This window comes from Terracoccus sp. 273MFTsu3.1 (genome assembly GCF_000383675.1).
Classification (GTDB): domain Bacteria; phylum Actinomycetota; class Actinomycetes; order Actinomycetales; family Dermatophilaceae; genus Terrabacter.
In genome coordinates this window covers 374,597-386,938 of record NZ_KB911823.1, presented here as the reverse complement: position 1 = coordinate 386,938, position 12,342 = coordinate 374,597, and the positions used below count along the sequence as shown (strand labels likewise).

At 71.6% G+C, this 12,342-nt stretch carries 12 protein-coding genes and 1 tRNA gene; 12 read left to right on the top strand and 1 reads right to left on the bottom strand.

Going from position 1 to position 12,342, the window contains the following annotated elements; genetic code table 11:
• The first annotated feature begins 23 nt into the window (after positions 1–23).
• From H283_RS0114725 to H283_RS27800, 12 genes are all read left to right on the top strand, one after another.
• The gene (locus tag H283_RS0114725; RefSeq protein ID WP_156023224.1) at positions 24–860 is read left to right on the top strand and encodes a ParA family protein; all 837 of its coding nucleotides are present in this window, start codon (positions 24–26) and stop codon (positions 858–860) included.
• A gap of 14 nt (positions 861–874) precedes the next feature.
• Positions 875–1,912, top strand: a complete 1,038-nt coding sequence (locus H283_RS0114720) for a ScpA family protein (protein ID WP_020144292.1) — start codon at positions 875–877, stop codon at positions 1,910–1,912.
• Positions 1,905–2,561 carry an SMC-Scp complex subunit ScpB gene (gene scpB / locus H283_RS0114715; protein WP_020144291.1) on the top strand — a complete coding sequence of 219 codons (657 nt, stop codon included), beginning with the start codon at positions 1,905–1,907 and terminating at the stop codon, positions 2,559–2,561. The genes H283_RS0114720 and scpB overlap by 8 nt, the downstream gene beginning before the upstream one ends.
• Positions 2,558–3,520 carry a pseudouridine synthase gene (locus H283_RS0114710; protein WP_028785608.1) on the top strand — a complete coding sequence of 321 codons (963 nt, stop codon included), beginning with the start codon at positions 2,558–2,560 and terminating at the stop codon, positions 3,518–3,520. Before scpB ends, H283_RS0114710 begins: the two co-directional genes overlap by 4 nt.
• Before the next feature lie 46 nt (positions 3,521–3,566).
• Positions 3,567–4,649 carry a prephenate dehydrogenase gene (locus H283_RS0114705; protein WP_020144289.1) on the top strand — a complete coding sequence of 361 codons (1,083 nt, stop codon included), beginning with the start codon at positions 3,567–3,569 and terminating at the stop codon, positions 4,647–4,649.
• A gap of 58 nt (positions 4,650–4,707) precedes the next feature.
• Positions 4,708–5,415 (top strand): (d)CMP kinase, encoded by a 708-nt coding sequence (gene cmk, locus H283_RS0114700; protein WP_020144288.1) that lies wholly within the window; start codon positions 4,708–4,710, stop codon positions 5,413–5,415.
• Positions 5,412–6,077, top strand: a complete 666-nt coding sequence (locus H283_RS0114695) for a 1-acyl-sn-glycerol-3-phosphate acyltransferase (RefSeq protein WP_020144287.1) — start codon at positions 5,412–5,414, stop codon at positions 6,075–6,077. Before cmk ends, H283_RS0114695 begins: the two co-directional genes overlap by 4 nt.
• A 12-nt stretch (positions 6,078–6,089) precedes the next feature.
• Positions 6,090–7,589, top strand: coding sequence for a ribosome biogenesis GTPase Der (gene der / locus H283_RS0114690; RefSeq protein WP_020144286.1), 1,500 nt, complete (start codon positions 6,090–6,092; stop codon positions 7,587–7,589).
• Between the two features lie 109 nt (positions 7,590–7,698).
• Positions 7,699–7,772: transfer RNA gene (locus tag H283_RS0114685), tRNA-Pro, on the top strand.
• Positions 7,773–8,050: 278 nt separating this feature from the next.
• Positions 8,051–8,554 (top strand): hypothetical protein, encoded by a 504-nt coding sequence (locus H283_RS0114680; protein ID WP_156023206.1) that lies wholly within the window; start codon positions 8,051–8,053, stop codon positions 8,552–8,554.
• Positions 8,555–8,662: 108 nt separating this feature from the next.
• Positions 8,663–9,646, top strand: coding sequence for a hypothetical protein (locus H283_RS0114675; RefSeq protein WP_020144284.1), 984 nt, complete (start codon positions 8,663–8,665; stop codon positions 9,644–9,646).
• Positions 9,646–11,388 (top strand): Ig-like domain-containing protein, encoded by a 1,743-nt coding sequence (locus H283_RS27800; RefSeq protein ID WP_156023205.1) that lies wholly within the window; start codon positions 9,646–9,648, stop codon positions 11,386–11,388. Before H283_RS0114675 ends, H283_RS27800 begins: the two co-directional genes overlap by 1 nt.
• 21 nt (positions 11,389–11,409) lie before the next feature.
• Here H283_RS27800 and H283_RS25275 read toward each other — a convergent pair whose 3' ends face one another.
• Positions 11,410–12,213, bottom strand: coding sequence for an acyltransferase (locus H283_RS25275; protein ID WP_043649474.1), 804 nt, complete (start codon positions 12,211–12,213; stop codon positions 11,410–11,412).
• Positions 12,214–12,342 lie beyond the last annotated feature (129 nt).

The window sequence follows — 12,342 nt, the reverse complement described above, 5'->3', positions numbered from 1 at the left end:
CCGAGTCCGCCGGCTCCGGGGCCATGGGCCCGACCGGCCGTCCGCTGCCGGACTTCCCGAACCCCGTGCCGCTCTCGAGCCACGGGCCGGCGCGCATCATCGCCATGTGCAACCAGAAGGGCGGCGTCGGCAAGACGACGACGACGATCAACCTCGGTGCCGCGCTGGCCGAGCTCGGCCGCAAGGTCCTCGTCATCGACTTCGACCCGCAGGGTGCGCTGTCCGTCGGCCTCGGCGTCAACGCGCAGGAGCTCGACACGACGATCTACAACCTCCTCGTCGAGCGCGGCCACGAGATCCACGACGTCATCCAGCACACGCGCACGCCCAACCTCGACCTCGTGCCGGCCAACATCGACCTGTCCGCGGCCGAGGTCCAGCTCGTCGGCGAGGTCGCCCGCGAGCAGATCCTCGCCCGCGTCCTGCGCCCCGTCGTCGACGAGTACGACCTCGTCCTCATCGACTGTCAGCCCTCGCTGGGCCTGCTCACGGTCAACGCGCTGACGGCCGCGCACGGCGTCATCATCCCCCTCGAGTGCGAGTTCTTCGCGATGCGAGGTGTCGCGCTGCTCATCGACACCATCGACAAGATCACCGACCGTCTCAACCCGCGCCTGCAGGTCGACGGCATCCTCGCCACGATGTACGACAGCCGCACCCTGCACAGCCGTGAGGTCGTGCGCTCGGTCGTCGACCACTTCGGCGAGCAGGTCTTCCACACCGTGATCAGCCGCACCGTGAAGTTCCCCGACGCGACCCTGGCCGCCGAGCCGATCACGTCCTACTCGTCCGAGCACTCCGGTGCCAACGCCTACCGCCAGCTCGCCCGTGAGCTCATCGCGCGCGGCGGCGCGGCCTGATCCGCAGTGATCTGATGACCGAGCAGGACACCGTCGACCGCCCCGCGGTCGACACCGACGACGCTGGCGTGCCCCCGGACGCGATCGTCGAGGTCGCACCCGCGCAGGAGCTGACACCTGGCGGTGTCATCACCCGGCGCTCGGCCGCTCCCTTCGAGGTGCACCTCGACGTCTTCTCCGGTCCCTTCGACCTGCTGCTCGGCCTCATCAGCAAGCACAAGCTCGACATCACCGAGGTCGCCCTCGCCAAGGTCACCGACGAGTTCGTGGCGCACATCAAGACCGCCCAGGCCGCCAACAGCGACTGGGACCTCGGCCAGGCCTCGGAGTTCCTCCTCATCGCGGCGACCCTGCTCGACCTCAAGGCCTCGCGCCTGCTCCCGCAGTCGGGGCCGCAGGACGACGAGGACCTCGCGCTCATCGAGGCGCGTGACCTGCTCTTCGCCCGGCTCCTGCAGTACCGCGCCTACAAGGACATCGCGGCCACCTTCCGTGAGCGGATGGCCACGGCCGGGCGCATCACCCCGCGCCAGGCGGGCCTCGAGCCGGAGTTCGCGGCGCTGCTGCCCGAGCTCGTCATCGCCATCACGCCCGAGCAGTTCGCGATGATCGCCGCCCGGGCGATGACGCCGAAGGTGGTGCCGACCGTCGGGCTCGAGCACCTCCACGCACCCCAGGTCAGCGTCCGGGAGCAGGCGGCGATCATCGTCGAGCGCCTGCGCCACCGCGGACAGGTCTCGTTCCGCAGCCTCGTGGCCGACGCCGACAGCACCCTCGTCATCGTGGCGCGCTTCCTCGCCCTGCTCGAGCTGTTCAAGGAGGCGGCGATCGCCTTCGAGCAGGCCGAGGCGCTCGGCGAGCTCGACATCCGCTGGACGGGCACCGACGACGGCGACATCGCCATCGACGACGAGTTCGACGAGGACGACGCGGGCGACGAGGATGAGGACGACGACGCGGGCGCCGAGGGCGACCCGAGCGACGCGCCGATCCCGGACACCGAGGAGACGGGTGGCGACGCCACCTCACGAAGAGGAGCAGACGATGAGTGACCAGTCGGCGCAGGGGCCCGACGCGACCGTCGAGCCCGAGGGGCTAGGCGACCGCGAGGGTGCCGACGAGCAGATCGCCTTCGACATCAACGACTTCCCGGGCGGCGCCCGCTCGGCGCTCGAGGCCGTGCTCATGGTCGTCGACGAGCCGGTGACCGAGGTCGCCCTCGCGTCGGCGCTCGAGCTGCCCGTCGACGACGTGCGGGGCCACCTGCACGCCCTCGAGGAGGAGTATGCCGCCGCGCAGCGCGGGTTCACCCTGCGCAGCGTCGCGGGCGGATGGCGCGTCTACAGCCGGTCCGACTTCGCCCCCGTGGTCGAGAAGTTCGTCCTAGACGGCCAGCAGGCCAAGCTGACCCAGGCCTCGCTCGAGACGCTCGCCGTCATCGCCTACCGCCAGCCGGTGTCCCGCGCCCGGGTCAGTGCCGTGCGCGGGGTCAACGTCGACGGCGTCGTCCGCACGCTGACGTCGCGCGGCCTCATCGAGGAGGTCGAGGACGTGGGCGAGAGCGGTGCCATGCTCTTCCGCACGACCCCCTACTTCCTCCAGCGGATGGGACTGTCGTCGCTCGACGACCTCCCGGCGTTGGCGCCCTACCTCCCGGACGCCGACGTCATCGACGAGCTCATCGAGGAAGGACACGCATGAGCGAGTACTCCAGATCCCCCCGCCAGCCGCGCAAGAAGGGTTCCGGGCCCACCGGAGGCCCCGGGAGCGTCGGCGGTGCCCGCCGTGGCGGCCGACCCGTGGCGGGCGGCAAGAGCAGCGGCGGCAAGACCGGTGGCAAGGGCTCCGGGCCGCGCTTCGCGGGCTCGACGAAGGCCAGCCAGCCCACCCGGCTGCCCGACCGCAAGCCCGCACCCGAGATCGACGTCCACGACCCCGACGGCGTGCGCCTGCAGAAGCTCATGGCCGCCGGCGGCGTCGGCTCGAGGCGTGTCTGCGAGAACCTCATCGAGCAGGGGCGCGTCGAGGTCGACGGCCAGATCGTCACCGAGCTCGGCGTCCGGATCAACCCGCAGACGCAGGTCGTCCACGTCGACGGCGTCCGCGTCAACCTCGACGAGGACCGCGTCTACCTCGCCTTCAACAAGCCCAAAGGCGTCGTGACGACGATGCACGACGAGCTCGGCCGCATCTCGCTCGAGGACTACGTCGGCAACCGCGAGCAGCGCCTCTTCCACGTCGGGCGCCTCGACGCCGACACCGAGGGCCTGCTCCTGCTCACGAACGACGGTGACCTCGCCCACCGGCTGCAGCACCCGGCATACGGCGTCCTCAAGACGTACGTCGCGACGATCCGTGGCCCGGTGCAGCGCGACGTCGGCAAGCGCCTGCGCGAGGGCGTCGAGCTCGATGACGGTCCCGTCAGCGTCGACTCCTTCCGGATCGTCGACCACCAGCCGGGCAAGGCCATGGTCGAGGTGGTGCTCCACGAGGGCCGCAAGCACGTCGTGCGCCGCATGCTCGAGGCCGTCGGGCACCCCGTCCTCGAGCTCGTCCGCACCGAGGTCGGCCCGATCCGTCTCGCCGACCTCAAGTCCGGGCGCACCCGTCGGCTCAACAAGGCCGAGATCGGGGCTCTCTACAAGGCCGCCGGTCTGTGATCCGGACGTCCCGGACCCGGGACGACCGGCTCGCTACGCTGACGGGGTGAGCACGCACGTCCGCATCGTCGGCGCAGGGCTGATCGGGACCAGTCTCGGGATCGCCTTGTCCAACAACGGATTCCGGGTGTCGCTGGACGACCCGTCACCCACGGCCGTGAGGCTGGCGCGCGACCTCCGGGCGGGCCAGACCGCCGAGGACGTGACGGACGCTCCAGATGTCGTCGTCGTCGCGGCGCCGCCCGACGTCGCCGCCAGCGTCGTCGTCGACGCCCTGGGCCGGTGGCCCGACGCGGTGGTCACCGACGTCGCCTCCGTCAAGGAGTCGGTGCTCCGCGTCGTCCTCGACTCGGGGGCCGACGCGAGCCGCTACGTCGGGTCGCATCCGATGGCCGGTCGTGAGCGCTCGGGCGCCGCAGCCGCCCGGGGCGACCTCTTCGACGGCCGGGCGTGGGTCGTCGTGCCGCACGAGGCCTCGACCGACGCGGCCGTGCGACGCGTGAAGGACCTCGCCCTCGCCGTCGGCTCCGCCGTCCGGGTCATGCCGGCGCACGAGCACGACGAGGCCGTGGCGGCGGTCTCGCACGTGCCCCAGCTCGCCGCGAGCATCGTGGCCGCGTGCCTGCGCGAGCTGCCCGAGTCCGCGGTCGGCCTCGCCGGTCAGGGGCTGCGCGACGTCACCCGGATCGCAGCGAGCGACCCGCGGCTCTGGACGCAGATCCTCGCCGGCAACGCGCCCGCCGTCCGTGACGTCCTGCGCCACGTCCGCGACCAGGTCGACGACGTCGTGGTGGCCCTCGACGCCCTCGTCGACGCGGACGGCGCCGGCTCGCTCGGCACGCTGAGCCGGGTCCTCGAGGCCGGCAACCTCGGCCACGCACGGATCCCCGGCAAGCACGGCGCGGCCCCGGCGGCGTACGAGGTCGTCTCCGTCGTGGTCCCGGACGAGCCGGGGTCACTGGCCCGGCTGCTCACGGACGTCGGCCACGCCGGCATCAACCTCGAGGACCTCCACCTCGAACACGGGCTCGGGCAGGCCGTAGGTGTGGCCGAGATCTCCGTGGTGCCTGCGTCCGTCGAGCCGCTGCGGGCCGAGCTGGCCCGGCTCGGCTGGCGCGTGCACGACTGAGGCTCCGGCACTCGGGCACGTCCCGAGGCGCCTCCGGCGAGGCACTATCCTCGTCCGCATGCCGCAGACCCCCGAGGACCCCCTGTCCGGTTTCGTCATCGCCGTGGACGGTCCCTCCGGGTCCGGCAAGTCGAGCGTCAGCAAGCAGGTGGCGCGGTCCCTCGGCTACGGCTACCTCGACACCGGAGCGATGTACCGCGCCCTGACGTGGTGGTGCCTCCACGAGGGTGTCGACCTGACCGACGCCGACGCGATCACCGCTGCGGCCCAACGCTTTCCGCTCGCCATCGGCATCGATCCCGATGCTCCCACGGTGGAGGTCGGCGGCACCGACGTCGCCGCGGCCATCCGTGAGACCGGCATCTCGACCAACGTGTCCGCGGTCGCCACCGTCATTCCCGTCCGCGAGATCCTGCGGGTCCTCCAGCGCCGCCTGATCTCCGAGGCGGCCGCGACCACCGGCGGTGTCGTGGCCGAGGGACGGGACATCACGACCGTCGTCGCGCCCGACGCGCCCGTGCGCATCCTGCTCACCGCCTCCGAGGAGGCCCGGCTGGCGCGCCGCTCGACGGAGCTGCACGGAGCGGCGGACGCCGTCGCCGTCGCCGCGACCCGCTCGCAGATCGTCGACCGCGACAAGGCGGACTCCGCCGTGTCGGAGTTCACCGTCGCCGCCGACGGCGTCACGACGATCGACACCTCGCACCTCGACTTCGAGGGCTCGGTCGAGGCGGTGCTCCAGGTGGTCGAGGCGGCCCGGGCATGAGCCAGGCGGTCGCTCCCCACCCGAACCGGGCCCGGATCGGCCGCCCGATCGGCAAGGTCATCTTCAGCACCCTCTACCGCGGCGTCGCCCTGCACCCCGAGCGGGTGCCGCGCACGGGGCCCGTCATCCTCGTCGCCAACCACGCCGCGTTCCTCGACGGACCCCTCGTCTTCGGTCTGGCGCCCCGTCCCGTGAGCTTCCTCGTCAAGCAGGAGGCCTTCTCGGGCTTCTGGGGCTGGACGATCCGCAACGTCGGCCAGATCCCCATCGACCGCTCGGTCGGCGACCGCGCGGCGCTGGCATCTGCGAGTGCCGTCCTCGAGGGCGGGGGAGCGGTCGGCATCTTCCCCGAGGGCAACCGCGGCGACGGCGAGGTCCACCAGGTCAACCACGGAGCCGCCTGGATCGCGCTACGCACCGACGCGCAGATCGTGCCCGTGGCCGTCAGCGGCACGCGGGTCCCGGGTGCGACGAAGGACGACTGGCCGTCCTTCCGCTCCCGCCTGCTCGTCGACTTCGGGGAGCCGTTCCGACTCACCGTCGACCCGTCTGCGCCCGGCCGCGACCGCCTCCGACTGTCCAGTGACCAGCTGCGAGACGCCCTCGCGTCACATGTACGCCGCTCGCGGGTGGAGAATGGTTCCTCAACAGACGTTCACTGATTCGAGGACACCGTGACTGACGAGACCGCCCGCCCCATCGACGAGGGCGTTCCGATCTCGACCCCCGACCCCTCCGTCGACGACGCCGCCGTGGAGCGCGCCCTGCGCGCCGGGCTCGACGACTTCGAGCTCAGCCCTGAGGACCAGGCTCTGCTCGACGCCCAGGGGCCGGTCTCCGACGGAGGCGCGGCACAGGGGCCGCTGCCCGTCGTGGCCGTGGTCGGCCGACCCAACGTCGGCAAGTCGAGCCTGGTCAACCGCATCCTGCGGCGCCGTGAGGCCGTCGTCGAGGACGTGCCGGGTGTGACGCGCGACCGCGTCTCCTACGAGGCCGAGTGGGGCGGGCGCCGCTTCACGATCGTCGACACCGGCGGCTGGGAGGCGGACGCCACGGGCATCCACCTGCGGGTCGCCGAGCAGGCCGAGATCGCCATCGACCTCGCGGACGTCGTCATGTTCGTCGTCGACGCCACCGTCGGCGCCACGGACGACGACGAGGCGGTCGTCAAGCTGCTGCGCCGCTCGGGCAAGCCGGTCGTGCTCGTGGCCAACAAGGTCGACGACCAGCGCGGCGAGGCCGACGCGGCCATGCTGTGGAGCCTCGGACTCGGCCAGCCCTACCCGGTCTCGGCCGTCCACGGCCGCGGGAGCGGCGACGCCCTCGACGCCGTGCTCGAGGTGCTGCCCGACGTGTCGGCCCACGGCGCGTACGCCCAGGGTGGACCTCGACGCGTCGCGCTCGTCGGTCGTCCCAACGTCGGCAAGTCGAGCCTGCTCAACCGTCTCGCGGGCTCCGAGCGTGTCGTCGTCGACAACGTGGCGGGCACAACCCGTGACCCGGTCGACGAGCTCATCGAGCTCGGCGGCACCACCTGGCGCTTCGTCGACACGGCTGGCATCCGTCGCCGCGTCCACCAGAGCCGTGGCGCGGACTTCTACGCGTCCCTGCGCACCCAGACGGCCCTCGAGAAGGCCGAGGTGGCCGTCGTGCTCATCGACGCCGAGGAGCCGATCGCCGAGCAGGACATCCGTGTCGTGCAGCAGGTCATCGACTCGGGACGCGCCCTCGTCATCGCCTACAACAAGTGGGACACCCTCGACGAGGAGCGCCGCTACTACCTCGAGCGCGAGATCGAGAAGGAGCTCGTCCAGGTCCCGTGGGCGCCACGGGCCAACATCTCCGCGCGCACCGGACGCCACATGGACCGCCTGGTGCCCGCCATCGAGACGGCCCTGGAGTCCTGGGACACCCGCGTCCCCACGGGCCGGCTCAACGCCTTCCTCGGCGAGATCGTGGCCGCCCACCCGCACCCGCTGCGTGGTGGCAAGCAGCCCCGCATCCTCTTCGCGACGCAGGCCTCGACGCGTCCGCCGCGCTTCGTCATCTTCGCGTCGGGCTTCATCGAGGCCGGCTACCGCCGGTTCATCGAGCGTCGCCTCCGTGAGCAGTTCGGCTTCGAGGGCACGCCGATCGAGGTCTCGGTCCGCGTCCGCGAGAAGCGCCGACGCTGACCTGACGCTGACCTGACGCGGTCTCGACGGGGCACACGGCCGCTCACGGGGGCCGATTGGGACCAGCGGCACCCGGTGCGCTAATGTTCCTTTCGCCCCGAGGGGCATTCGGGCTGTGGCGCAGCTTGGTAGCGCACTTGACTGGGGGTCAAGGGGTCGCAGGTTCAAATCCTGTCAGCCCGACCGAACGACGAAGGGCCGCACTCTCCACGGAGAGTGCGGCCCTTCGTCGTGCCGCCGCCGGGCGCAGATCGTCCGCGACGACGAGCGTCTGAATCCGCTTGTTGTGCAAGGTGTCCCGGCCACATCTGCAAGGACTTCGTCGCGGTCACAAGCAACCCGCAAGGTATGCGCAACGTTGCCCGAGGTGTCCCCGAATCGGCCGAAACGCGTGTCACTGTTCCCTCAGCAGCACACCACAAACGTTGAAGCCACTCGAGGGAAAGGTCATGGGGGACACCATGCGCACTCAGAAGAAGTCCAGCTCCAGGAAGAAGAAGTCCGCAGCCTTCGTCGCAGCCGGCGTCATCGGCCTCGCGACCGCCGGCGGTGCCTACGCGTACTGGACGAGCCTCGGTGGCGGCACCGGCACGGCGACCACGCGGGCCGGGGCGAGCAACGTGTTCCTCGTCACCGGTGGCAGCGCGACCGCGATGTACCCCGGCGACTCGGCCCAGACGATCACGGCCACGGTCAAGAACACCGGCACCGAGAACTACAAGATCCAGGCGGTCAAGGCCTACGTCACGACGAACAAGGCGGACTGCGACGGCACCGACTACAAGCTGAACGGCGCGGTGGCCCCGGTCTCCGAGGCGACGGCAGCCTCACTCGGCGTCACGCCGGTCGACCTCGCGCCGGCCGCGACGACGACCGTCGACTACACCCTGCAGTTCAACAACAAGACGACGAACCAGGACGCCTGCAAGGGCGCCACGGTGACGATCAACTACGTCGCCAGCTGAGACCCGGAAGGGGTGGGACGCCGCTCGACCCCGGCGTCCCACCCCTTCCGCGTCCGTCGCTCTGACCGCACGACCGCTCGACCGCATCGACCACGACCGGGGAGTCCCATGAAGACGCCGACGAACGCCAGGCACACGGCCCTGGCGCTGCTCGGCGTCTTCGTCGCGCTCCTCGTCACGGTCCACGGGATGCCCCGTGCGGCCTCGGGGCCGTCGGTCGCCGCCCCCGTCCTCACCACGCGACCGGCCGATCCGTCAGCCAGCACGACGGCGACCTTCGCCTTCGCGGCCCCGTCCGGTGCCGGCTTCCGGTGCGCCCGCGACGGGTCCACCTCCACGACGTGCACGAGCCCGGTCACCTACTCCGGCCTGTCACAGGGCCGTCACACCGTCAGCGTCACGGCGGTCGTCGCGGGCACGGAGAGCATCCCGACCGCCTACGCATGGGTCGTCGACACGATCGCGCCACCGGCGCCCGTGCTGACGTCGACCCCGGTCAACCCCACGTCGACGGCGACGAACACCGCGACCTGGACCTCCGCCGAGGCGGGCGTGACCTTCCGGTGCTCGCTCGAGAACGGCCCGTGGACGGTCTGCACCACGCCGTTGACGTGGGTCGTCAACACGTCGAACAACGGGCAGCACCAGCTCGCGGTGCAGGCCGTGGACGCAGCGGGCAACGTCTCCGCCACCACCGCCTACGCCTTCAAGTACGAGAAGGGCCTGCCCGAGACCGGACTGCCCTTCACCGTCGCCGGCAGCGTCGGCGACCTCGTCCCGGGTGTGTGGCGGCCCCTCACGGTGACGGTCTCGAACCCCAACCCCGTCACCATCAGGGTGTCGGCGCTCACCGTCGCCGTGACAGCCGACAGCACCCCGCCCGGCTGCACCTCGTCGGCGAACCTCGAGCTGCGTCAGCCCTCGGTCACGACGAGCTCCGTGCTCCTCGTGCCGGCCCGCGGCTCGGTCACCCTCCCTGCGCAGGGACTGGCGACCGCGGAGATCCGCCTGCGCAACCTGCCGACCGTCAACCAGGACGTCTGCAAGGGCAAGAGCTTCGCGCTCACGTGGTCGGGGACGGCGAGCAACTGATGCCCGCCCCGACGCCCCCGAAGACGCGCGCACGCCGTGCAGCCCCGAGCCGCGGCGTGCGCGCCCTCCGCGTCACCGTCCTCATGGCGGTGCTGATGACGGTGTCCGGCACCGCGTGGGCGTCCTGGACCGTCAGCGGGCGCGGCACCGGCACCGCACCGACCGCCACCCTCTCGGCCCCCTCGTCCGTGACGGCGACGGCCGCCGCCGGCGCCACGACCGTCTCCGTCGCGTGGACCCCGCCGTCGGCGGGCGTGGCCCCCACCGGGTACCGCGTCGACCGCACCGACGTCACGACCTCCGCCACCGTCGCCGCCTGTGGCACCTCGCCGTCAACTCTGCTGACCACCACGTCCTGCAACGACCCGTCGGTCCCGGACGGGACCTTCCGCTACACCGTCGTCGCGGTGCGATCGGGGTGGACCGCGACGAGCCCCTCGAGCGCTTCCGTCACCGTCCAGGCGTCGGTCGCCACGAGCACGTCGGTGCGCTCGTCCGCCAACCCGTCGGTGGTCGGACAGCCCGTGACGTACACCGCGACGGTCAGCGCGGTCTCCGGCACGCCGACCGGGTCGGTCACCTTCCGTGACGGCGGGTCCGCCCTGACGTGCGCGGGCGGCTCCCAGACGCTCAGCGCGGGCACCGCGACGTGCACCGTCGCCCCGGCGTCCGCAGGCACGAGGTCGATCACGGCGGCGTATGCCGGCTCGGCGCCGTACGCGGGATCGTCCTCGGCCGCGGTGTCGCAGGTCGTGAACGCCGCCGCCACGACGACGTCGGTCACGTCGTCGACGAACCCGTCGGTGGTGGGGCAGTCCGTCACCTTCACCGCCACGGTGTCGGCGTCGGCTCCCGGTGGCGGCACTCCCGGTGGGACGGTCACCTTCAAGGACGGCGCGACGACCCTGACCTGCACCGGCGGCACTCCGACGCTCACCTCCGGGTCGACGACCTGTGTCGTGAGCCTCGTCTCCGCAGGGACCCGGAGCATCACCGCCGTCTACTCCGGCTCCGCCGACCACCTCACGTCCACCTCGCCGACCGTCAGCCAGGTCGTGGGAGCCGCCGTCACGACGACCACCCTGACGACCTCGGCGCAGACGGTCCGGACCGGCCAGAGCGTCACCTACACCGCGACCGTGGCCGCCACGGCTCCCGGCGGGGGAGTGCCGACGGGCGGCGTCACCTTCAAGGACGGCTCCACCGTGATCACCTGCGCGTCGGGCAGCCAGACCCTCAGCGCGGCGGGTGTCGCCACCTGCACGACGACCTTCGCGACCGCCGGCTCCCGTTCGGTCACGGCTGCGTACGTCGGCACCGCGAACCACTCGGCGTCGACGTCCGCTCCGCTCAGCCAGGGCGTCGTCAACGGCGGGGCGGTCGGGCTCGTCTTCTCGGGCGTCACGGTCAACGGGACGGCGGTGACGCCGAGCTGCACCGGCACGGTCGGCTCGTCGTACACCTGCACGGTCGCCGGTGGCAACAACGCGGTCGTCGCGGCGAACGTCGCCTTCGGGAGCAGCACGCAGACGCCGGTGTCCTACAGCGGCGCGACCGAGAGCATCGGCTGGACGTCGACGGGCAAGAGCGCGGGCTCCGGGACCGTGACCGTGGCCCCGAACGCCACGACCTCGACCGCGACGGTGACGGCCACGAAGAACGGCGTCAACGCGGCGTCCGTCACCGTGACGTTCACCGAGTCGGGCGGGTCGACGTGGACCGCGGTGCTGACGGTCTCGTGACCGTCGGTGTCCCCAGAGGGCTCAGGTGCGTCGAGTCAGCGCGTCGGCCCTGGCCCGGACGGCCTTGAGGCTCCGGCGCGTGCGCCGACGGGCGCCAGCGTAGATCTCCCGGCTTCGTGACGGCCTGCTGCCGGGGTCCACGGTCAGGGTCCAGTAGTCGGTCGACTTCTTGACCGAGGCCACGGTCGGCTTCCGGTAGGGCGGGTCGAGGGTGAGGTGCGGGCGCTCCCAGGCCACGTTCCGCTTGACGACCTTCGCCGGTGAGCCCGCTCCGACGACGTTGTTGGGCAAGGAACGCGTCACGACCGAGCGCATCCCGACGACGGTGCCGTCGCCGATGGTCACGCCCCCGAGGACGCAGGCGCCGAGGCCGAGCCACACGTGGTTGCCGATGACGATCGACCGGGCCGCGTTGACGCGCTTGCCGGTGCGGACGTCGAAGATGGGGTGTCCGTCGTCGGCGCGGATCTGGATGTCGGACGCGATCATGACGTCGTCGCCGATCGTGATCGACGTGCCCTCCGCCGTCGACATGGCCACCGTCGTCGTCGACGACACGTTCTTGCCGATGCGCACCTGGCAGCCGTCCCCGACGCGGATGGCCGCGCGCAGGCCCGGCACGCCACGGCTGCTGCCGATCTCCACGAGGCCGTCGTCGCAGTCGAAGTCGACGAAGAGCTGGGCGATGTTGTGCTGGGCCGCGACACGCAGGACGTTGTTGCGTCCCTTGAACTTCACACGGATGTTCTTCTCGACGCTCCCGCTGAACTCGATGCGGTTCCCCCGGTCGTCGTCGTACGCCTCGAGGGTCGTCACACGGTTCATGGCGGGCAGCCTAGTGGTTGCTGAGAAGTGGTTGAAAGCCCCACGAGTGTCGGCTGATGCGATGCCCGAGCTGACCTGCGCTGATGCCCGTCGTGGAGGGTGCCAGGCCCTCGCCGGCGGCACGAAACG